Origin of the sequence: Vibrio algarum (genome assembly GCF_028204155.1) — a bacterium.
Lineage (GTDB): Bacteria > Pseudomonadota > Gammaproteobacteria > Enterobacterales > Vibrionaceae > Vibrio > Vibrio algarum.
The window spans coordinates 905770-928911 of the sequence record NZ_JAQLOI010000001.1 but is presented as its reverse complement, the minus strand read 5'-3'; the positions used below and the strand labels follow the sequence as shown (position 1 = coordinate 928911).

Genomic DNA, 23142 nt, shown 5'->3' with positions numbered 1-23142 from the left:
GCATTTAAATCAAATACGAGACTACTGCTTGATTTGCATAGCCGCTACATTTAGCTTTAGTGATGCTAGATTCTTAGCAACCTTACCTACATCACCAGCCCCTTGCGTTAAAATTAAATCTCCATCCTGCATTAAATTTGCAAGCACAGATGGCAATGCCTCTTGATTAGCAACAAAAACAGGGTCAATTTTCCCACGGGAGCGAATAGTTCTACACAAGGCTCTACTATCTGCACCGTTAATCGGCTTTTCGCCAGCAGAATAAACATCCAGCATGATTAGCACATCAACGTTTTCTAGTACATTTGCAAAGTCATCATATAGATCTCGAGTTCTACTGTAACGATGAGGTTGGAAGATCATTACCAGTCGTTTTTCTTTCCATCCAGCGCGAGCGGCTTGGATGGTTACGTCAACTTCACTTGGGTGATGTCCGTAATCATCAACCAGCATGACACTTCCATTACCAGTGTCGAATTCACCTAAATGTTCAAATCGACGCCCTGTTCCTTGCGTGCCCACCATTGCATTCATAATAGCTTGATCAGAAATGTCATCTTCTGTTGCTACCGCAATTGCGGCAGACGCGTTTAATGCATTGTGTCGACCTGGTATATTTAAAGTTATATGTAAAGGGTTTTTCCCCTCACGTATAACTGTGAATTTTCCTTGTTGACCCTCTTGGGTATAATTTTTTATGCGTACATCCGCATCTTCAGAAAAACCGTATGTGATAACTTGTCGACTTATTTGTGGAACAAGTTCTCTAACGACAGGATCATCAATGCAGACAATCGCCTGTCCATAGAAAGGTAAATTATGTAAAAAATCGATAAATGTACGCTTTAAAACCTCAAAATCACCGCCATAAGTATCCATATGGTCAGCTTCTATATTGGTAACTATGCTGACCATCGGTTGAAGGTGTAAAAACGAAGCATCACTTTCATCTGCTTCTGCAATTAAAATTCGACTTGAACCAAGACGAGCGTTAACACCAGCACTTTTTACTAACCCACCGTTCACAAAAGTCGGATCCATTCCTGCTTCGAAATATATCTGGGTGACCAGCGCTGTCGTTGTCGTTTTCCCATGTGTTCCTGCAACCGCAATCCCATGTCTAAATCGCATAAGTTCAGCAAGCATTTCTGCTCGTTGTACAACTGGAATACGCATTTTCTTAGCAGCAATAAGCTCAGGGTTGTCTTTTTTAATTGCTGTTGAAACAACGACAACACTTGCTTTTTCAACATTGGTTTCACAATGACCAAAAAAATATCTGCACCTTTACTGCTTAAGCTTTCGGTGACTGGGTTAGCTGCCAAATCAGAGCCAGATATTTGGTAGCCTTCATTAAGTAAAACTTCTGCAATACCACTCATTCCAGCGCCTCCAATGCCAACGAAATGAATACATTTCACTCTGCGCATTTCAGGAACAACGGCTCTAATTTTCGATAAGTCTTGAGTATGATCTAAGGTCATTAAGTTATTCTCATTTTTCAGTTAAGGCTATTATTGCCTTGGCAACGACTATGTCGGCATCAATCTTTGCTACTTGCCTTGCGTTTTTCGCCATTGCTACCAGGTCGTTTCTATCTAATGATGAGATCAACTGAGTTAGGCTATCTACACTTAAATCCGGTTGCTCTATCATTTTTGCCGCACCGCATTCAATTAGATGGTCAGCATTTAAAGCTTGCTGTCTATCTTTATGCATAAAAGGGACAAACACGGCACCAATACCCGCTGCAGAAACTTCAGAAACAGTTAAAGCACCAGAACGGCAAACAATAATATCAGCCCAAGCGTAAGCACTAGCAACATCACCAATGAACTCCGTTACTTCCGCTGCCGTAACACCCATATCATGATATGCCTGTAAAACTTCTTTTTCGTGGTTTTTACCAACTTGGTGGCGAATTGTATATTCACCACCAAGCTTTTTCATTACTTTTGGCAGGGTAGTATTGAGAATTTGAGCCCCTTGACTCCCCCCATAACTAAAACTCTTACAGGTCCCGAGCGTTCAAAGAACCTCTCTTCCGGGCTTGCGATCTGCGTTACATCCTCTCTAACTGGATTACCCACAACTTCAGCATGTTCGAATGCTCCTGGAAAAGCTTGGAAAACTTTTTTAGCAATCTTAGATAACCATTGATTCGTTAACCCTGCGACTGCATTTTGTTCATGAAGAACAACTGGTATACCAGAAAGCCAAGCAGCGACTCCGCCTGGGCCACTAACGTATCCACCCATACCTAATACAACGTCAGGCTGCCAATTTTTTATATGGCGCTTAGCTTGCATTATCGCATTGAATATTTGAAATGGTGCTTTAACTAATTTGCTTAGTCCTTGCCCACGCAGACCTTTCACCTTTATGAAATCTATCTCAATACCATGCTGAGGGACTAAATCGGCTTCCATTCGATCGGCTGTACCTAGCCAACGAATCTCCCAACCTTGTTGTTGCAACCTTTTTGCTACCGCCAACCCAGGAAATACATGACCTCCAGTGCCTCCGGCCATAACAAGTAATCGTTTATTCTTCTTCATTGTCAGTATGTTCTTTATTTTGTATGCCTAGTTCAGCTAGTCGACACTCATGATCAATGCGTAATAATATAGATACCGCTGTAGACATGATGATTAAACTTGAGCCACCGTAACTAATTAGCGGCAACGTTAATCCCTTAGTTGGGACAATTCCAGAGGCCGCTCCCACATTAACCATGGATTGAAATGCGAACCAAACACCGATACCAAAAGCAAGGTAACCACCAAACTGTTCGTTAGCTTCTAATGCTTTTTTACCAATTAAAATGGCTTTGACCACCAAAGCAAAAATTAATATAAGGATTAAGCTAACCCCTATAAAACCCAATTCTTCCGCGATAACAGCAAATACAAAATCGGTATGAGCTTCAGGAAGATATTCAAGTTTTTGAACAGAGTTACCTAAACCTTGGCCAAACCAGTTACCACGACCAAATGCCATTAAAGATTGAGTTAATTGGTAACCGCTCCCAAACGGATCCTCCCATGGGTCCCAGAAGGAAGTCACACGACGCATTCGATATGGTTCGATAAATATCAGTAAGACTACCCCAGCAATGCCTACCATCATTAAAGCGATAAACTGCCACAACTTCGCTCCAGCAATAAACAACATTGCGAATAAGGTAACGAGCATTACAACAACGGTTCCAAGGTCAGGTTGACCAAGTAATAAAACGGCCAGTACACCAAAAATGATAAGAGGCTTCATAAACCCACTAAAAAAAGTGCGCCTAACCTCATCTCCCTTTCTAACGAAGTATCCCGCCATAAAAATAAATAGTGAAAGTTTCGCTACTTCAGCGGGTTGTAAATTAAAAAGACCAAGTGGTATCCACCGCGATGCCCCATTAACGGACTTGCCTGCAACTAAAACGATAACTAAAAGTACAATCGAAGCAGAAAGCAACAAGGTGCTGTATCGAAGCCATTTAGCTAAAGGGATTTGTAATACGATGGTCGAAACGATCAAGGCTAAGCATAGAAATGCGCCGTGACGAAACATAAAATGGAAAGGTTGATCCGTTAAGCGCGTGCTGATCGGAAATGACGCAGATGTCACCATGACCAGGCCAATAAGCATTAAACAAAGCGAAATCCAAACTAATTGGCGATCAAACAAAACTTCGGGCGCTTTGGAACTACCCAAACTTTCTAATTTTCCTTTGATCTGCCCTAGTCTCGACACTAATCACTCATCCTAAGCGTATTGTTTAGCTAATTGGGTAAACGCATCCCCTCTAGCCATAAAGTTTTTATATTGATCCAGACTTGCACAAGCAGGGGAAAGCATCACCATATCGCCTTCTTCTAAACTCGGAGCAATAGCTTCAATGATCTCATCAATATTATTCCAACGAGTAGCGGATGCATGTAAAGGCATCAGTTGGTCTCCATCCTTACCGTAACAGTAAAGTTTAACCTTCAATTTGGCTAATTCAGGAGCAAGCTCAGAAAAATCGGCTCCTTTTCCAACACCACCGACTAAAAGATAAAGAGTACCGCAAATATCTAATCCGGAAAGCGCAGCTAATGTACTCGCAACGTTTGTTGCTTTTGAATCATTAACCCATTGAATGTTCCGATTATCCGCTACAACCTGACACCGATGTGTCAACCCGTTGTAAGTTTTAAGAGTTGGTAACGCTTTTTTATAATCAATACCGGCACACTCAAGCAAAGCAAGAACGGTCAATACATTCGCTACATTGTGTTTTCCAACCAGGCACAAATCACTGACAGGTAAAATAGTATGAGCGCCATTCGATAACCAATCCACACCGTCAATAGATACTATTGTAAATTGACCAGATTCTAAACCAAAACTAATCAAGCTCTGATTAGACCCTATATTATCTGGGTAGGTATCTCTATCGTCTTTATTAACGACCAGATACTTTGCATTAGCGAATATTCTCAGTTTTGCATCTCTGTAAGAAGCCATTCCATCATAGCGATCCATATGATCTTCAGAAAGGTTGAGAAATGCAGCAGCAATAAGATTTAAATTAGATGTTGTTTCAAGTTGAAAGCTGGATAATTCTAAAACGTATAAATCACAAGGCTCTATTAAAAGATCAAGTGCTGGCACACCAATATTGCCTCCAACACCGACTTTAACACCGCTATCCTGAGCAAGTGCCCCAGCAAGATCTGTGACCGTGCTTTTACCGTTAGAGCCAGTTATAGCGATAACTGGGGCTGTTGCAGCCCAAGCAAACAGCTCGATGTCTCCAACAACTGGTATTCCTTTTTTAATGACTTGCTGCACTTCTGGTGTCGCTAATGCCACTCCAGGATTTATTACAACTAAGTCAGCTGCAAATAACCAGTCTGTATTCCAACTTGCAGTATGTAGCTCAACATCACTATCAAGTTGTTCTTTTCCCGGTGGGTTGTTTCTAGTGTCAATCACCCTGACTTCTATATCTTTGTCGAGTGTCAAAAGATGCTTGACGACAGAGAGCCCGGTAATACCGAGCCCTACAACAACGACATTTTCGATCCCTTTCCAACGATCCATTATTTATCGAACCTTCAGTGTAGCCAAACCGATTAAGACAAGGACAATAGAAATTATCCAGAAACGAACGATCACTCTTGGCTCAGGCCAACCTTTGAGTTCGTAATGATGATGGATTGGTGCCATTCTGAATACCCTTTGGCCACGTAATTTATATGAACCTACCTGCAGAATTACAGATAATGTCTCCATAACAAATACACCACCCATGATAACCAAAATAAACTCTTGGCGAACCAAAACAGCAATCGTACCTAAAGCACCACCCAACGCTAACGAACCGACATCCCCCATAAACACTTGAGCAGGATAAGTATTGAACCAGAGGAAACCTAAACCCGCACCAACCATCGCTGTACAGACAATAACTAACTCACTAGCCAAAGGAATATGCGGAATGTGCAAATACTGTGAAAAATTCACATTACCCGTTGCCCACGCTATGGCAGCAAAACCAGCTGATACAAGGACAGTTGGCATAATGGCTAAACCATCAAGGCCGTCAGTGAGGTTCACCGCGTTACTGGTACCTACAATAACAAAGTAGGTAAGCACAATATAAAGCAAACCTAATTGAGGCATGATGTCTTTAAAAAACGGCACAACGAGTTGAGTGGCCGAAGTATCCTTGCCGTGAGCATACAATGCAAAGGCAACAACCAAAGCAATAGCTGACTGCCAGAAGTATTTCCATCTGGCGATCAAGCCCGCAGGATCTTTCCGGACGACCTTTCTATAATCATCGACAAACCCAACGGCACCATAACCCAAGAGTACGGAAATAACAGCCCAAACATAAATGTTAGTGAGATCAGCCCATAAAAGAACAGTAATAAGGATGGAGGCTAAAATCATCACGCCCCCCATTGTTGGCGTGCCACGTTTACTGAAATGAGATTCAGGTCCATCGTTTCTAACTACTTGACCTATCTGTAATAGCTGCAAACGCTCTATCAATTTAGGCCCCATCCATAATGAGAGACTAAGTGCGGTAATCACACTCAAGATAGATCTAAACGATAGATATTCAAATAATCGAAAAAACGAGAAATATGGCTGAAGTAATTCTGCTAGCCAGATGATCATTTATGCTTCTCCTTTAAAGCTTCAACCACGACACTCATACGAGCGCCGTTCGCTCCTTTAACCAACACAGTATGAGCTTGCCTTGGTGTTGTTTGCAACTGCTGCAACATATAGTCAATCAATTCATCGTGTGTTGAGAAATGCAGACCATGGCACATGTCACTAATTACTTTTGCTTCTACGCCAAAGGTCAGTACATTCTCAAAATTAAATTGAGCTGCATATTCTCCGAGTTGACGATGAAGTTCAAGGCTTTCTTGGCCTAATTCAGCCATATAACCAAGAACAAGCCACCGAGTACCTGAAAATGTTGATAATAGGTCCACCGCAGACTTCATAGCCGGCACGCTAGCGTTATAGCTATCATCAATTAGTATTATTTCGTCGGTTAGTTGGTTTATTTCTACCCGTCCCTTTACATTTACTACTGTTGCCAACCCTTTTGCTACATCCGCGAGAGAACAGCCAAACTCCATCGCCAGCGCTGTGGCTGCAAGAGCGTTAGGCACATTATGCTCACCAACAACAGATAGCTTCACGTCAATCTCTCCCACTGGAGTTTTTATCGTAAAACTAGCGTATCCAAGATTATCCAATTGACAATTTTTTGCGTAATACTGAGCAGCAGCATTCGAACTGGAGAAAGAAACTACTTTTTTATTTGTAAGTATTTGATCCCATAGCTCTTCACCATGACTATCTAAATTAATAACGGCAGTATCACCGACAGAAAGTCCACTATATATCTCACCTTTCGCTTTCTTAACACCCTCAATAGAACCGAAACCTTCAAGGTGTGCCGCCGCTACATTGTTTACTAGTGCCACACTTGGTTTTACCAAATCAGTCGTATAGGCAATTTCACCACTATGATTAGCTCCTAACTCGATAACCGCATAATCTATTTCTGGCTGAGAGCGTAAAAGAGTTAACGGTACACCAATATCATTATTAAAGTTTCCAGCTGTCGCTAGAACCTTGCCTTTTAGGCTTAAGATCGATGAAACCATCTCTTTTACAGTGGTTTTTCCACAGCTACCCGTAATCGCAAGAGTTTTAATATCGCACTCTTTATGTACCCAAGAGGCTAATTGACCTAGCGCTAATCTCGTATCAGGTACCACAACTTGAGGAAGTTGAACTGGCAACTTTCGTTCAACCAACAATGCACTCGCGCCACACTCCTTCGCATTTTGACAGAAATCATGTGCATCAAACTTATCACCCACCAGAGCGATAAACAGCGATCCTGGGCTGATCGTTCTTGTATCTGTAGAGACTGAATCAATCCGTGGGTTTTCACCTAATACTTCACAATTCAGTACTTCGGCTATGGAGTTTAATGAAGTAGAAATCATTGAATTATTCCTAGTAATCGAGCGGCGGAATCACGGTCAGAATAATGTATTGTTTCATTCTTAAGAACCTGATAGTCCTCATGGCCTTTGCCTGCTAACAAAATAATATCGTTGCTACTCGCATTCTCGCTTGCTAGCTTCAACGCATGATATCTATCATGCTCTAGCCTAGCCAACTCAGGTTTATTCAGTCCTGCAAGCATGTCTTTAAATATGATCTCTGGGTCTTCACTGCGTGGATTATCGTCGGTCAACATAACGTGATCAGCTAAACGTTCCGCTATTTCTGCCATTATAGGCCGCTTACCTGTATCTCTATCTCCACCACAGCCAAAAATAACCCATAGCTTTCCTGAACAATGCACTCTTAAAGCCATTAATGCCTTTTCTAAAGCATCTGGAGTATGTGCATAATCGACAACTATTTTAGCTTTGTCTGTCGCTTGAAAAAGCTCCATCCTTCCAATGACGGGTTGTAAGCTTTTAGCGCTCGCTAATAGCTCTTGTTTGTCAAAACCTAGTGACAATAATGCGGCTAAACCGAGTAAGACATTCGAAGCATTAAACTCACCAATCAAGGGAACTGAAAGCTCCCCTTTTCCCCAATGCCCATCAATGGACAATTGAATTCCAGCATCAGAATATTGAATATTTCTCGCCCATAACGAGTTAGCTTGCGAAGGTTCGTTTATGATAGAAACCGCTATAGCTTCAGGCAGCTCGTTCAACCAGTCCGCCCCCACCTTATCATCAGCATTAATGACTATTTTTTCACAGCAATGCTGAGTAAATAGAGTGAGTTTTGCCTGTGCATAAGCTTCCATCGTGCCATGGTAATCGAGATGGTCTCTACTTAGATTAGTAAATACACCAGCAGAAAATGGCAAGGTCTTGACGCGCCCCTGAACTAATCCATGAGAAGAAATTTCAAGTGCTGCGTACTCGGCCCCTAAATCTGATAAATTCGCTAATGTCCGGTGAATATCAATCGCACTACCGGTCGTGTTTGTCGAAACTTGTAGGTTGTCAAGAAACCCATTCCCTGTTGTCCCCATCACTACTGAGCGTTTTTCTAGCAGTTCAAGCCATTGGGCAATAAGTTGAGTAATGGTTGTCTTTCCATTCGTTCCAGTTACACCTATCAACTTAGAATGACACTTATAGAGACGACTAGATAGTTCGGACAAATACAAATCAAGCTGGTCAATATAAACAATTGGACAGCCGGTTCTGTATTCTACTGAGCCATGCATGTGCTCTTCGCTAGCTTGAGCAATAACCGCATTTGCGCCTTGTTCAATAGCTTTGCCCATAAAAGATCGGCCATCCACAGCATGACCTAAAATCGCGACAAAAGTATCACCTTTTAGAACCTTACGACTATCCAATTCCAAATTAACGACTTGGATATCTTGTAAAGCATCATGTTGATTACTTTCTAGACTTTTACTCTCTATCCAAGGAGATAAAAGTGATAGTAAACTTTGCTTGTTAAGCATCAAGTTTATCCTTCAATATTTAGCCTGAATGTCTAAAGCAGCCCTTGCAAATTTATTTGGCATCAGGAGCTACGTTTAGAATTTGTAATGTTGATTTCATAACATCAGCGAAAACGGGACCAGCAACAGCCCCTCCATAGTATTGGTCGCCTTGAGGTTCATTTACGACGACGACCATTGCAACCTTAGGATTACTGATTGGAGCGACTCCGGCAACAATAGCAACATACTCATCGCTATACCCACCAGCCGTTGCCTTTCTCGATGTTCCCGTTTTTGCTGCGATACGGTAACCAGGAACAGCGGCTCTCGTTGCAGTGCCTCCTTGTTGCGTTACCCCTTCCAACATCTCTAAAACTTTGGCTGAATGTTCTGCACTCATTACGCGCTTAGCATGTTCAAATTTATTATCGTTGACGATATGAAGCGCTCTGTAAAGACCGTGACTACCAAGGGTCGCATACGCATGAGCTAATTGAATAGGAGTAACCGCAATACCATACCCAAAGGCGAGTGTCGCAATTTCAAACTTAGACCAGCGACGGCGATCAGGAAAAAGCCCCTCGGTTTCTCCGATGAGGTCAACACCACTAACAGAACCGAAACCTACTGAGCTATACATTCCTAATAAAGCGTCTAAAGGCATATCTAGCGCCAGTTTTGCCACACCAATATTGCTCGATTTTTTCAATATAGTAGCAAGGTTCGCTTTACCAATTTTTGAACTATCTCTAACACGGCTACCACCAATTTGCATAAGACCATTGCCGGTATCGATAACCGTCTCATAGTTTGCGCTGCCATTTTCTAAAGCCGCTAAGACAACAAATGGTTTCATGGTAGAACCCGGCTCAATGGAATCCGTAATGGTACGATTTCTCATTTTGAAACTCTGCATCTGCTCCTTATTATTAGGGTTATATGATGGTGCATTCACCATTGCCAAAACCCCACCGGTATTCACATCCAAAATAATAATTGAACCCGACGTCGCTCGGTAATCGGCTACCGCTTGTTTTATCGCTTGATATGATACGGCTTGAAGGCGTTGATCTATAGTGAGTTGTATTGGCTTGCCCTGCTTTCTTTCATTGAGAGCAATATTTTCAACCACTCGACCATGCCTGTCTTTTCGTATTGTTTTTTTACCCGCCTCACCGGTTAAATATGAGTCATAGCTACGCTCAACACCCTCAAGGCCATGATCATCGATACCTGTAACGCCAATAACATGTGCACTTACTTCACCAGTGGGATAATAACGGCGAGACTCATTATTCAAGCCAACCCCCGTAAGCTTCAGCTCACGAATGTAGTTTGCCATTGCAGAACTTACCTGCCTTTGTAGGTAAATAAAGCGTCTCTTTTTACTTTTCTCTATTTTATTCAATAACTCTTCACGTTTAATGCCAAGAACATCGGCTAACGCATGCCATCGATCGAGCTCTTCAAACCCACCAGCTTTAAAAATAGCCACGGGATCAGCCCATACCGCCTGAACCGGTACACTCACGGCAAGTTGTTCGTCATTACGATCTGAGATAATACCTCGAGCAGAGGGGATAGATTTGACTCGAACAGAACGCAAGTCACCTTGCTTAATCAAATCATCAGGCTTGATTACCTGTATATAGGCTACACGTACGATAAGGGCGGAAAATACAATAAATACGAAAGCAATAACGATATAAAAACGCCAAGGAATAAGGAGCACTTCTTCCTTTTTTTCTACACGTTTATTGACCGGTTTTTTCTTAGCTGAACTCTTGGCTCGTTTCACGACTTTCTTTGTATTCATTGGGAAGAAATCACCACTTCTTTATCCGCATCAGGACGCTTCATTTCAAGATCTTCAATCGCCATCTTTTGCACTCGGCTATGTTCTGCGAGTGCATTTTCTTCCAATATTAAATTTCGCCATTCATTGTCAAGCCGTTCGCGCTCCTCATAAGATTGATCTTTCTCAGTTATAGAGCGTCGAGTTTCATGGGTATTAAATACCACCCCCATTGCAGCTACTAATATCGCCAACAATAAAATAAAGGGTACTCCCCCACTCTGAATAAGTCGAGTGCTATTAGTTTGGCAAGATTAGGCTGGTTTTCCATTATAATTTCTCTGCAATCCTTAGTACTGAACTACGAGAGCGATTATTTATTTCTACCTCTTGATTAGATGGCTTAATTGCTTTACTCACTGTCTTAAGTGCTGCGCTACCTAATGCTTTAATTTGATCTTCCGTAAGTGGTAACCCATGTGGCACTTCAGGGCCTTTACTTTCCTTACGCATAAATCGCTTTACCATACGATCTTCTAAGGAATGAAAACTAATGACAGACAATCTGCCTTCTGGAGCCAAAATACTTAGCGCCCCTTTAAGTGCAGTATCTATCTCTTCAAGCTCACTATTGATATAGATTCGGATTGCTTGAAAACTCCTTGTTGCGGGGTGTTTCTTTTTCTCTCTAGATGGAGAGGCATCCGAAATCAGCTTTGCTAAATGACTAGTACGAGTAAGAGGTTCTTTCTCTTCATCTTCACGATGAGTAATAATAGCTCGAGCTATTCTCCTAGCAAATCGCTCTTCACCAAACTCTCGCAATACCCAGGTAATGTCGTCTAAGTCAGCTTCCATAAGCCATTGCGCAGCAGAAATGCCCGATGTAGGATCCATTCTCATATCTAGCGGACCATCTTTCATAAAACTAAAACCACGCTCTGCATCATCTAATTGTGGTGAAGAAACACCAAGATCAAGCAAAACACCATCGACCTTTCCCACTAGATCAAACTCTTCAGCATAATCAGCCATCTTAGAAAAAGGACCATGGATAATAGTAAATCGTGGATCATCAATTTTATTTGCTACCGCTATAGCAGTAGGATCACGGTCGATACTATAAAGACGACCATTTTCGCCTAGTTTCGACAAGATATTTCGACTATGCCCTCCACGACCAAATGTACCATCGATATATATGCCGTCTGGTTTAATCGCTAAACCTTCGATAGATTCATTAAGCAATACAGAAATATGTTGGAATGGTTCGGTCATGACAGGTGCTCGTTTCCTTGGGGCTTCAGTTTTGAAGTGTTAACGTTATAGTGTACCGAATTGCCCTGTTCTAGCCAGTAACAATGCATTTATTCAGGTAAAATACCGCAATAAATCACTATATATGAGTAACTCATCTTTAAGTCGTGAGTCTCGTGGTAAAAAAACAGACTTTTAATTACTATTTTTCATCTCTCTATTTGATGTCAACAAGCAATATCGCTGACGACAACAAAGGCCAGAGTATAACAACTAACGCCTTTATCCCGCAATCAGATACGTTTTACCCAAATAATAATTAAAGCTTTTGGAGAAGATGTTAGTTTGTTTATATCGACTTCAGAGGTTAGAATCAGATCATTACCGAGGAGAACTTTTTGAGTGCGAAATACACGTTTTATGCTTGGGAGAAATCCCCCGAGACTGCTGACGAAAAACTAGTGTTATTAAAATTGGCAGATATGGCCAACAACGATGGTATGGTTTCATTTGCTCTAGCTGACATTACCCAAGAATGTCTAACTAGCGAGTTTAAACTTGCAAACACCCTAACCTCGATAGCCAATCAAGGATTTCTAGAAAAAACTCAAGTCGAAAGACAACAGGGACGTGAAATTCATTGGTTTAAATTACTGCTTTCGGAAGATTCAGATACCGTCAAGTTGCCCGTGTATACATCGACAGATATCGTTCAAAAAGCACCTGCAACAATTAAACCGATGGCGCAAACCAGCGCTCCCAACTGGACTGGTCGTTTTTTTGGTCTTTATAACATCCCTGCTACAAGCCGTGATTCAATTTGGCAAAAATTTGCCCGTGAGATTAATACACAAACAACCAATTTAATCCGACTTGAACGCGACTTTGAAAGCTGGCTTGACCAGGCTAAACAAGCGGGTGATTTGAACGAGTTTGTTGGACATGCCAAAACAAATCAAAAACAGAATAAAGTAACTAAGTCTAAACACAGTGGCAGTAACTACTTATCTACCCACGACCTTAACGAATACGACGTACCAGACTGGGCACAACAGACACTTATGCATGCCGGTCTGCAGGTTGATCCTAAACTGTTTTGGGAAAAATTTGTGGTTTATTACAAATCCAGAGCCAATGAATATATCTCTATCACCCAGTTACTTAATAAACTGCGTTATTGGATAGTAAATGAGAAGCAATCGGCTGAAAACCGCAAACAAGCAGAAGAACGCCGTCAACTATCTTATCAAAATAGTAATAATCAGCGGAAGAGTTTAAGCCCCTCAGAAGAGTTTAGAGAATATCTAAGGGCACAAGGTAAGAAACCAAACTTTTAATGGTACCGAGTCAGCCAAAGCTAGTTTACGGACGAGAATATGAACAAATCAAATAAACCTGAAAATATGGATTTTTCCTCTATGGAAAAAAACTGCGCGAACTCGGTATTGATAATGGTATTGATCATTTAAACAAAAATAAAAGTACCGCTGTATCGCCAACGGCTAATAAACAACAAATTACGCCGTCTAAAAAACTCCCGGGTAAAGCTCGTCAAGTTCCAAGTCAACTCGCAATTAAAGATGAGTCCGATAGAGTACCAAGTGATTGGTGTAACTATATATTTGGCACACTGTTAAGCATTTACGAATCGACGTGGATAAAGTCTTATGGTGGTCGTCCTACTGGACGATTTCTTGATTTTGCCGATGGTCTCTCAGAAGAAGAGTTGATGCGGATAATTCAACACTGTCGTGAGCGCCTACAAGCAGGCGAGACTTGGCCTCCTATTATGGGAGAGTTAACGATTCTAAAAAATCAATTAACAGTATCTGAGTTGATGGATGCTCAAATGAGAGTGACCAATAAAGAACCTCAGAATCAACTCGAAAAGTGGATAATCCAAAATAAAGGATTCGAGCTACGCAGGCTCTCTCAGTCCCAACTAACGAAACGATTCAAAGAGTTTTACCTAGAAGCAATGAAGCTTCAAGAAAAGGGAAAACTCAGAACAGAAATGCCAAAAGCCATCGCTGAGAACTCAGTTAAAAATCTTAACGACGTGAAGCAAGAAGAATACAGACAAGCACACGGAAATCAAATCAACCCGCGAATTCAAGCTATCTTGGATAGTAAGAAAAAACAAGAATAAAAATTTATCTTCTCAAATAAAAAAACCTCGCAAAAATTTGCGAGGTTTTTTTATTTCAATAGGTGGAGTCAACTTGTAAGCCGGGTTCTGTATCCGCTTGCGCGGTGATAGCCATTCGTCTAGGCCAGCAATCGCTCACTGGCTCAAGCAACCTACCCGCTCCCTAACACGAGCCGCGCTATGTGGAAGCCTATTTGGTCTTGCTCCGGGTGGAGTTTACCTTGCTACGAACTGTTACCAGACGCACGGTGCGCTCTTACCGCACCCTTTCACCCTTACCTGTACCTTTATCTTCTATCGAAAACAAAAGCCATCGGCGGTTTTCTCTCTGCTGCACTTGTCGTGGGCTTACGCCCCCAGGCGTTACCTGGCACCCTGCTCTATGGAGCCCGGACTTTCCTCCCCTTCGTCAGTCTCCACAGGATAAACCGTAGGACATCAACGAAGCAGCGACTACCCAGTCAACTCCGGCGCGGATTGTAGCGGAAGCGACTATAGATGTCGAGCTTATAGAACAGCAATTTCTTAGTTGGTTATGTTCGATTACCTGCCTACGACTATTCCAAGTTCTCTAACCCCCATTTGTACAACAGATTTTTCTTTAATCCATGCGTTTCTGCAACGATAGCTGCAGCTTTCTTCAATGGGAGTTCTGCTACAAGTAATTTCAACAAGCGCAGTGCTTCCGCTGGAATTTCGTCTTTCACATCCTCTCGGTAACCATGGATAAGCAAGACCATCTCACCTCTCTTACGGTTATCGTCTTCTTCAATCCAAGGTATAAGTTCACCTAAAGGCATACCTTGAATAGTTTCAAAGGTTTTTGTTAACTCACGAGCAAGCACAACTATTCTTTCTGGCCCGAGCACTGCCAACATATCTTGAAGAGAGCCCATTATTCTATGAGGCGACTCATAAAAAATACAGGTACGTTCAGCTCTCTCTATCTCTCTAAATTTATCCTGCCTGCCTTTGCTTTTTGCCGGCAAAAAGCCTTCAAAGCTAAATCTATCAGAAGGTAACCCTGAGGCACTTAGAGCAGTTACAAATGCACACGCACCTGGAAGCGGAACAACTTTTACACCCGCTTGACGACATTTGTTTACTAAATGGTATCCTGGATCACTAATTAAAGGGGTTCCAGCATCAGAAACCAGCGCTATAGATTGTCCTTGTAATAATCTATCAACTAATACTTGCGCTTTTTGTTGTTCATTATGATCATGTAAGGCATAAGTTTTAGTTGGTATGTTAAAGTGGGCGAGCAGTTTCCCAGTGTGTCGTGTATCTTCTGCGGCAATAACATCCACACTGGATAAAACCTCAATAGCACGCTGGGTTATATCTCCCAAATTTCCAATTGGGGTGGGTACAATGTAGAGAGTTGGGATCTCTGACGGAAAAGTTTTGTTATCTGTCATTTGTTTACCATCACTTCAGCGATTAATATAGAGATAAATTTACACATAGTTGAATAATAACTTATGCCTAAAAAGAACCAGCAACGGATCAGTGTACCACGCCTTATTACTCCAATTGCACTAGCAATTGTTCTTGCGGCGTGTTCTTCTCAACCAAATTCCCCAGAAAAGATCGATATTACCTTAGATCCCACCTTATCGGCACAAGCTTATATCGTTAAGGCAGACACTCTCGGAAGTAGCTTACAAAATGATTGGCTTATTATGGCCCTCAAAGCAGCAACCGCTGAAGGAAATACTGAACAAGCTGGTTTCTTAATAACAAGAATAGAGAAACTACAATTATCTGAAATACAGCAGGCCGAATGGCAACTCGCCAGAGCCAAGCACTTAATGTTAACTGGTCAATCTACAGAAGCTCTGCAACAACTTAACTTTGCACAATGGTGGGAGCTTCCTCAAGAGCAATGGAAAGACTACCATGCAATGCGCGCTGAGTTATTTTCCCAACTAGGGGATCACATAAATGCTAGCCGAGAAACCATTTTACTCAGCCAATATCTAAAGCCTGAAGAACAAGAAATTATTGCAGAGCAGATTTGGAGCCAACTTTCAAAATATTCCCAATTTGATATAAGTAATTTGTCTGCACAACAAAATGAACCCGATCTCACTGCATGGCTTCAACTTGCTGTCTATATGAAGACTCTAGGTACAAATGCGACCCAACTAAAAGATGTACTAGAAACATGGCTGCAGGAAAACCCAGACCATTTAGCCGCCCTCTATGTGCCAAGCGACGTACAGGCTATTCTGGATCTTGAAATCGTACAACCTAAAAGCACGGCACTACTATTGCCATTAACGGGTAAATATGAAAAGCAAGCCAAGTTAGTAAGAGACGGTTTTCTAATGGCGTTAATGAATGATAACACTAGAGATAGTGATGCCATTCTTACCGTAATTGATACAAATAAAGTAAATAACCAACAGCTAGCTCAGAAACTAGACGAAGAGAGCATAGATTTTATCGTTGGCCCGCTGATGAAAAAGAACATCGAAGAACTAACTATGATTCAATCGGAGCGAGCACAAAAAATCCCAACGTTAGCGCTCAATATTCCTAATGAGACAGACCCCACATTCAACACCTGTTATCTAACGCTTTCACCTGAACAAGAAGTCGAACAGGCAGCTAAGCATCTATTTTCTCAAGGCTTTCAATACCCTCTAATTTTAGCCCCTAAAGGGACCTTAGGTACTCGAGTCGCTATTGCGTTCCAGAATGAATGGAAAAAATACAGCAACAATCAGGCTGTAGTCAGCTATTTTGGAACAAAAGCGCAATTGCAAAAAAACATAAATTCCACCCTTGGCATCAATGCAAGTCAAAGCAGAATTGTGCAAATGGAAAATTTAATGGCTATGCAGCTAGAAAATCAAGCCAGAAGCCGAAGGGATATTGACTCTATTTATATTGTGGCCAAGAGCTCAGAGCTAACACTGATAAAACCATTTATAGAAGTGGCTATCAATCCTGAAGCTAAACCACCTAAATTATTCGCAAACTCTAGAAGTAACGACGGAGGGAAGCGTCAATTTGAGGATCTGTCTGGGGTTATATTCAGTGATATACCGATGTTAGTCGAAAGCAATTCGACCTTACTTACGCAGTTAGATGAGCTATGGCCAAACCAGAGCAATAGTCAAAAACGCTTACAAGCATTAGGGATGGACGCTTATCAGTTAACGAACGAATTACCACAAATGAAAGTAGTACAAGACTATAAGATAGAAGCGAAAACAGGTACGCTAAGTATAGATCAACAATGTGTAGTACAGCGAGAAATCGGCTGGGCGGAGCATGAGTCTCTTTAGTAAAAGAGAGATAGGAAATAAATATGAGGCCTTGGCGAATAAGTTTCTAAACAGCCAAGGTTTATCTTTGATTGAATTTAATTTCAACACTAAGTTCGGCGAGATTGATCTAATAATGCAAGATCAAGAGACCATAGTCTTCGTTGAAGTAAAATACCGTAAAGATAGCCGTTTTGGCCACGCAGCGGAGTTTGTAACCCACTCTAAGCGTCAAAAGTTGATTAAGACCGCACATGTGTGGTTAGGTCGTCAAAATCGTTCACCATACTCGACTGATTTTAGATTTGATGTTGTTGCTATTCACCAACACGGAACAGACATCAATTGGATAAAGAACGCTATAACGCAGGATTAATTGAACCATGCAAGAAAGTATTAAAGCCAGTTTTACCGAGAGTATCCAAATTCAAATTGCAGCCGCAGAGGCGCTACCAGATCCCATCACTTATGCCGCTCAGGCAATGGTAACAAGCCTACTAAATGGCAATAAAATTCTTTGTTGTGGTAATGGTGGTTCGGCTGCCAACGCACAGCAGTTTGTATCTTGCCTACTCAATCATTTTGAAACAGAAAGACCAAGCTTACCTGCTATGGCGTTAACGGCAGATAACACAACTTTAACAGCGGTCGCTAATGACTATGATTACCAACAAATATTCTCAAAGCAGGTTAGAGCATTTGGTCAAGCTGGTGATATTTTATTAGCTATCTCTACGAGTGGTAATAGCCAAAACATCGTGAAAGCGATGGAAGCGGCTGTAACACGCGATATGACAATCATCGCACTTACCGGTAAAGACGGTGGTGAAATGGCTGGGTTGCTAGGCGAGCATGATGTGGAAGTTCGTATCCCCTCGCATAGAACGGCTCGCATCCATGAAGTACACATGGTCACTCTACACTGCCTATGTGATTTAATTGATCAGGTTCTTTTTCCTGCTCATGAGGAATAAAAAAATGAACAAAGTGCGTTTTTTATTGATACCTATCTTGAGCATTCTATTAACGGGTTGTGCGGGATTATTTTTAGCGGGAGCCGCTACAGCTGTTTACGTTGTAACCGATCCAAGAGACAGTCGAGAACTAGCCACTGACCAAGACATATCCTTACAAGTTGGCGCTCTTGGTAATAAGTCACCCTACCAATTTAATGTGAGAGTTACCGCCAATACCTTTAAAGGCAATGTATTGCTTATGGGTCAAGCGGTCTCTCAAGACTTAAAAGATTCTGTTGAAGCTGAAGTTCGTAAGCTCAAAGGAGTTAACGTCGTATATAACCAAATGAAAGTAAAACCTTTGCTCTCTATTGGTGCTGTTAGCAAAGACACATGGATTACAACCAAAGTGAAATCATCCATTATTGCGGATGACGAACTTCGTGAGATTAAAGTGACGGTCTATACCGAAGATACTGAAGTATTTTTGACGGGAGCAGTGTCCCCATACCACGCAGATAAAGCCGTTGATATCGCAAGAAATATTTCTGGTGTTAGCAAAGTAATTAGAGCTTTTTATTACGGTGAAGAGCCTGCAGCAAAAGAAGTACAACAAGAACAGAAACAAGAAATTCAAGCCGAAGTAATTACTGTTTCCGAAACTCAAGCCGAAAACACAGTAATAGAAGAAGATGTCCCTTTTATTGCTCCCATTGAAGAATGAACAATAAGGATCAAAAAAGCCGCTTAAACTAAGCGGCTTTTTATTATTTTACAACTCTTAGGCTTGGTCGCCCTTTCGGTGTTGGCGGCTCATCATTAGGTTCATTATCGCCATCATAACTTTGTGCCAGACCGATTGTTGGTTCGCCCTCTTCAGCATCGAAAAGTTCGTGTTCAACACCCTCTTCGATACTTATTTGATACGCATCTTCCGGTTCAAACATTGTACCAGCGCCATTCTCTCTAGCGTAAATAGCTTGGACAGCGTACAACGGAACAATAACAGAATGCGGCTTACCACCAAATCGAGCACTAAAGGTAACGGCTTCATTACTCATTTCTAAATTACCGACAGCTCTAGGGGCCACATTTAAAATAATCTGGCCATCTTGAACAAATTGGTCTGGTACACGAACACCGGGTAGATCCGCCTCAACAACTAAATGAGGCGTCAAATCATTGTCAACTAACCACTCATAAAATGCCCTCAACAAGTAAGGGCGGCGAGGGGTCATATTGCTGCTATCCATTTTTCGAATCAGCCTTTACTATCTATCGAACTAAACGCATCTCGCGTTCAGCTTCGGTCAATGAAGCTAAGAACGAATCACGTTCAAACACTCGACTCATGTAAATTTTCAACTCTTTAGAGCCAGGTCCAGTCAATTCAATACCAAAAGTAGGTAAACGCCACAACAGCGGAGCTAAATAGCAATCGATAAGACTAAATTCTTCACTCATGAAGTATTCATATTCTGCAAAAACAGGACCAAGCGTTAGTAGATCATTGCGTAGTTTCTGACGAGCAGATTCTGCTTGCTCAGGGCTACCTTCTACGATTTTTTTCGCCAATGAATACCAATTACGCTCTATACGATAAATCATCAAGCGGCTGTTGCCACGTGCAACTGGGTATACAGGCATCAATGGTGGGTGAGGAAAACGCTCGTCTAGATATTCCATAATGATCTTTGAGTCATAAAGTGCTAACTCACGATCAATTAGAGTTGGTACTGACTTATACGGGTTTAGCTCAATGAGTTCATTAGGCAAATTGGCATCATCAACCAATTCAACTTCAACACTTACCCCTTTTTCAGCTAAAACGATACGAACCTGATGACTATAAAGATCAGACGCGCTAGAAAAAAGAGTCATAACAGAACGTTTATTGGCAGCTACAGCCATTGAGCCCTCCGGTGCACTTACAAACAGAAAAAATAATGGAGGCTAACTGCCTCCATTACATGAAAATTAGCACGGCATGATAGCACAATTAGTGCACGTCGCGCCAATACTCTTTCTTAAGTAGAACTACCACGATGGTAAATAGCACAAGGAATCCCATGACCCACCAACCTAGAGCTTCACGCTCTAACTTGACAGGATCACCAGAATATTCGAGGAAATTTACAATATCACGAACAGCACTATCGTATTCACTGGTGCTCATTTCACCGGTGCCATCTGTCTTAACGCCAACCACTGACTGTTTCTCAACGCCATCAACCATATGCGTCTCAATGATTGGCATTGGGATTCCTTGAAGCTCTTCAAGTACATGAGGCATACCTACACTTGGGAAAATAATATTATTCACCCCAAATGGACGAGATGGATCCGCATAAAACGAACGTAAATAGGTATATAGCCAATCTGTACCTCGAACACGAGCAACCAATGATAGGTCTGGAGGTGGAGCACCAAACCATTTAGCCGCTGAATCGTCAGGTATGGCATTCTCCATTAGCTGACCAATTTTAGCATCAGGATCAAACATCAAGTGTTGTTTCATAAGATCCAGTGGGATATCTAAATCAGTAGCAACGCGTTGATAGCGTTGATATTGCGTTGAGTGACACCCAAAACAATAGTTCATAAATAGCTTTGCACCATTTTGCAATGACGCGGTATCCCTAATATCATTATTTGCTTTGTCTAAATGAACATTGCCACCGGCCGCAAGCGCCAAAGATGGTAACAATGCAAAAAGTACTACAATCCACTTCTTCATTTGAATGTCACCCTTTCTGGTAATGGTTTAGTCGCTTCATTTTTACTATAAAAGAACAGTAAAACGAAGAACATGAAATATCCTAGTGAGAATATGCGTGCTAGCAATGTATACAAATCTGTAACTGGCAACGCGCCTAAGATACCAAGGGCAATAAAGCTTACAGTGAACTGAACAATATTCAGTAAGTGGAACTTGCTGCGGTAACGGTATGAACGTACTTTGCAACGGTCTAACCATGGAAGTAAGAACAACACAACGATTGCTCCACCCATCGCTACTACACCTAATAGCTTGTCAGGAACAGCACGTAAAATCGCGTAAAATGGAGTGAAGTACCATACAGGTGCAATATGTTCCGGTGTTTTAAGTGGATTAGCAGCCTCAAAGTTAGGTGGCTCAAGGAAATAACCGCCCATCTCAGGGTTAAAAAACAACACATAGCAGAAGAAGAACAAGAAACCAGCAATACCAATAAAGTCTTTTACCGTTCCATAAGGGTGGAATGGAATAGAGTCGATAATGTCGTATTTCTTGGTGTAATACTCATGAAACTTAAATGAGCTTTCGTAATCATCCCCCATCGTTCCTTTCGGTAATTTTGTATCGATACCATCTGGGTTGTTTGAGCCGACCTCATGTAAAGCGAGAAGGTGCAGCACAACGAGGAGAAGTAAAACGATAGGCAATGCAATAACGTGAAGTGCAAAGAAGCGGTTCAATGTCGCGCCTGAGATAACGTAATCACCACGGATCCAAAGCGTCAAATCATCACCGATAACTGGAATCGCACCAAATAGTGAAATAATTACCTGCGCTCCCCAGTAAGACATTTGTCCCCATGGAAGTAGATACCCCATAAAGGCTTCGGCCATCAGTACTAAGAAAATGAGCATACCGAATATCCACACAAGTTCGCGTGGCTTCTGATATGAGCCATAGATTAGGCCACGGAACATATGCAGATAAATAACAATAAAGAACGCAGAAGCACCAGTGGAGTGCATATAGCGAAGCAACCATCCATAATCGACATCACGCATGATGTACTCTACAGATGCGAACGCACCATCTCCTGATGGTTCATAGCTCATTGTTAACCAAATACCAGTAACAAGTTGGTTAACAAGAACTAGCATGGCTAATGAACCAAACAAATACCAAAAGTTAAAGTTCTTAGGCATCGGGTATTCTGATAAATGCTTTTTATAAGCATTTATTGAAGGCAGACGCTTTTCAAACCATTCAGCTAAAGCTTGCATTAGGCTTCCCCTTCTTCATCTACACCAATAATAATTCTAGAATCCGTCAAATACATATGTTTTGGTATAACCAAGTTATATGGTGCGGGTACACCTTGGAATACTCGACCAGCCATATCAAACTTAGAACCGTGACACGGACAGAAGAAACCAGAACTAACCCCTTGAACTTGCTCACTAAAGGTATCTGGCAAATAGGTAGGTGAACAGCCTAGGTGGGTACAGATTCCAACTGCAACAAAATACTCCGGTTTAATTGAACGGTGCTCATTCTGAGCGTAAGCAGGTTGTTGCTCTTCGGTTGACGAGGGATCACTTAGTTGAGTATCGGCATCTTTCAATGCTGAGACTATAGATTCAGCTCGACGGACCACCCAAACAGGCTTACCACGCCATTCGACGCGAACCATTTGACCTTCTTCGAGTTTACTAATATCGACTTCAACGGGCGCACCCGCTGCTTTCGCTTTTTCACTTGGGTTCCAAGATTTAATAAAAGGAACAGCTACGGCTGCAGCTCCCAAACCACCAACAACGGCTGTTGTTGCAGTTAAGAAGCGCCTACGTCCACTGTTTAAAGGCGCATTGCTCATATCCAGCATATCTCCCATTTGCCCGACTTTATCATTATGCTTTGAGTTGGGCATGGCTAACAAAAATTAAACTTATTGTATTTATAGCGGTGCATGATAAGTAAATTT

The 23142-nt window shown here is 41.8% G+C and carries 19 protein-coding genes, 1 other RNA gene and 3 pseudogenes; 6 read left to right on the top strand and 17 right to left on the bottom strand.

Annotated elements, in window-relative coordinates; all coding sequences use genetic code 11:
- Window positions 1-21 precede the first annotated feature (21 nt).
- The 10 genes and pseudogenes from murC to rsmH form a co-directional block, all read right to left on the bottom strand.
- Window positions 22-1484: pseudogene (gene murC / locus PGX00_RS04580) on the bottom strand (UDP-N-acetylmuramate--L-alanine ligase).
- Between the two features lie 10 nt (window positions 1485-1494).
- Window positions 1495-2558 (bottom strand): annotated as a pseudogene (gene murG, locus PGX00_RS04575) (undecaprenyldiphospho-muramoylpentapeptide beta-N-acetylglucosaminyltransferase).
- Window positions 2545-3747 (bottom strand): cell division protein FtsW, encoded by a 1203-nt coding sequence (gene ftsW / locus PGX00_RS04570; protein ID WP_272133311.1) that lies wholly within the window; start codon window positions 3745-3747, stop codon window positions 2545-2547. The pseudogene murG and the gene ftsW overlap by 14 nt, the downstream one beginning before the upstream one ends.
- A gap of 12 nt (window positions 3748-3759) precedes the next feature.
- On the bottom strand, window positions 3760-5082 hold the full coding sequence (gene murD, locus PGX00_RS04565; RefSeq protein ID WP_272133310.1) for a UDP-N-acetylmuramoyl-L-alanine--D-glutamate ligase: 1323 nt from the start codon (window positions 5080-5082) through the stop codon (window positions 3760-3762).
- Between the two features lie 3 nt (window positions 5083-5085).
- Window positions 5086-6168 (bottom strand): phospho-N-acetylmuramoyl-pentapeptide-transferase, encoded by a 1083-nt coding sequence (gene mraY, locus PGX00_RS04560; RefSeq protein ID WP_272133308.1) that lies wholly within the window; start codon window positions 6166-6168, stop codon window positions 5086-5088.
- Window positions 6165-7526: a UDP-N-acetylmuramoyl-tripeptide--D-alanyl-D-alanine ligase gene (locus tag PGX00_RS04555; RefSeq protein ID WP_272133306.1), complete on the bottom strand. Its 1362-nt coding sequence runs from the start codon at window positions 7524-7526 to the stop codon at window positions 6165-6167. The genes mraY and PGX00_RS04555 overlap by 4 nt, the downstream gene beginning before the upstream one ends.
- Window positions 7523-9025 carry a UDP-N-acetylmuramoyl-L-alanyl-D-glutamate--2,6-diaminopimelate ligase gene (murE, locus tag PGX00_RS04550; RefSeq protein WP_272133304.1) on the bottom strand — a complete coding sequence of 501 codons (1503 nt, stop codon included), beginning with the start codon at window positions 9023-9025 and terminating at the stop codon, window positions 7523-7525. Before murE ends, PGX00_RS04555 begins: the two co-directional genes overlap by 4 nt.
- Before the next feature lie 52 nt (window positions 9026-9077).
- Window positions 9078-10823, bottom strand: a complete 1746-nt coding sequence (locus PGX00_RS04545) for a penicillin-binding transpeptidase domain-containing protein (protein ID WP_272133303.1) — start codon at window positions 10821-10823, stop codon at window positions 9078-9080.
- Window positions 10820-11133 (bottom strand): annotated as a pseudogene (gene ftsL / locus PGX00_RS04540) (cell division protein FtsL). Before ftsL ends, PGX00_RS04545 begins: the two are co-directional and overlap by 4 nt.
- Complete coding sequence (gene rsmH / locus PGX00_RS04535; protein WP_272133302.1) at window positions 11133-12080, bottom strand: 16S rRNA (cytosine(1402)-N(4))-methyltransferase RsmH; 948 nt, start codon at window positions 12078-12080, stop codon at window positions 11133-11135. Before rsmH ends, ftsL begins: the two are co-directional and overlap by 1 nt.
- 377 nt (window positions 12081-12457) lie before the next feature.
- Between rsmH and PGX00_RS04530 the strand changes: the two genes are divergently transcribed.
- The gene (locus PGX00_RS04530) at window positions 12458-13396 is read left to right on the top strand and encodes a hypothetical protein (protein WP_272133300.1); all 939 of its coding nucleotides are present in this window, start codon (window positions 12458-12460) and stop codon (window positions 13394-13396) included.
- Between the two features lie 392 nt (window positions 13397-13788).
- Entirely contained in the window at window positions 13789-14208 is a 420-nt protein-coding gene (locus tag PGX00_RS04525) for a hypothetical protein (protein ID WP_272133298.1), read from the top strand.
- 60 nt (window positions 14209-14268) lie between these two features.
- On the opposite strand, the gene rnpB is transcribed toward PGX00_RS04525, so the two are convergent.
- Both rnpB and rsmI read right to left on the bottom strand, forming a co-directional pair.
- Window positions 14269-14677: RNase P RNA component class A (rnpB, locus tag PGX00_RS04520), an RNA gene on the bottom strand.
- An 88-nt stretch (window positions 14678-14765) separates the two neighbouring features.
- Window positions 14766-15629 (bottom strand): 16S rRNA (cytidine(1402)-2'-O)-methyltransferase, encoded by an 864-nt coding sequence (gene rsmI / locus PGX00_RS04515; protein ID WP_272133297.1) that lies wholly within the window; start codon window positions 15627-15629, stop codon window positions 14766-14768.
- A gap of 63 nt (window positions 15630-15692) precedes the next feature.
- Here rsmI and PGX00_RS04510 point away from each other — a divergent pair, with 63 nt between their 5' ends.
- The 4 genes from PGX00_RS04510 to PGX00_RS04495 are packed head-to-tail and all read left to right on the top strand — an operon-like array spanning window position 15693 to window position 19166.
- A complete protein-coding gene (locus PGX00_RS04510) occupies window positions 15693-17507 on the top strand; it encodes a penicillin-binding protein activator (protein ID WP_272133295.1) in 1815 nt (604 codons plus the stop codon).
- Window positions 17494-17862: a YraN family protein gene (locus PGX00_RS04505; RefSeq protein ID WP_272133294.1), complete on the top strand. Its 369-nt coding sequence runs from the start codon at window positions 17494-17496 to the stop codon at window positions 17860-17862. Before PGX00_RS04510 ends, PGX00_RS04505 begins: the two co-directional genes overlap by 14 nt.
- 7 nt (window positions 17863-17869) lie before the next feature.
- Window positions 17870-18460, top strand: coding sequence for a phosphoheptose isomerase (locus PGX00_RS04500; protein ID WP_272133292.1), 591 nt, complete (start codon window positions 17870-17872; stop codon window positions 18458-18460).
- Window positions 18461-18464: 4 nt separating this feature from the next.
- On the top strand, window positions 18465-19166 hold the full coding sequence (locus PGX00_RS04495; protein WP_272133290.1) for a BON domain-containing protein: 702 nt from the start codon (window positions 18465-18467) through the stop codon (window positions 19164-19166).
- 43 nt (window positions 19167-19209) lie between these two features.
- Here PGX00_RS04495 and sspB read toward each other — a convergent pair whose 3' ends face one another.
- From sspB to petA, 5 genes are all read right to left on the bottom strand, one after another.
- Window positions 19210-19680 (bottom strand): ClpXP protease specificity-enhancing factor, encoded by a 471-nt coding sequence (sspB, locus tag PGX00_RS04490; protein ID WP_407702374.1) that lies wholly within the window; start codon window positions 19678-19680, stop codon window positions 19210-19212.
- 37 nt (window positions 19681-19717) lie between these two features.
- Window positions 19718-20353 (bottom strand): stringent starvation protein SspA, encoded by a 636-nt coding sequence (gene sspA, locus PGX00_RS04485; RefSeq protein WP_272133288.1) that lies wholly within the window; start codon window positions 20351-20353, stop codon window positions 19718-19720.
- Between the two features lie 88 nt (window positions 20354-20441).
- Complete coding sequence (locus tag PGX00_RS04480; RefSeq protein ID WP_272133286.1) at window positions 20442-21179, bottom strand: cytochrome c1; 738 nt, start codon at window positions 21177-21179, stop codon at window positions 20442-20444.
- Window positions 21176-22441, bottom strand: coding sequence for a cytochrome b (locus tag PGX00_RS04475; RefSeq protein ID WP_272133284.1), 1266 nt, complete (start codon window positions 22439-22441; stop codon window positions 21176-21178). Before PGX00_RS04475 ends, PGX00_RS04480 begins: the two co-directional genes overlap by 4 nt.
- Window positions 22441-23034, bottom strand: coding sequence for a ubiquinol-cytochrome c reductase iron-sulfur subunit (gene petA, locus PGX00_RS04470; RefSeq protein WP_272137922.1), 594 nt, complete (start codon window positions 23032-23034; stop codon window positions 22441-22443). The genes PGX00_RS04475 and petA overlap by 1 nt, the downstream gene beginning before the upstream one ends.
- Window positions 23035-23142: the final 108 nt, after the last annotated feature.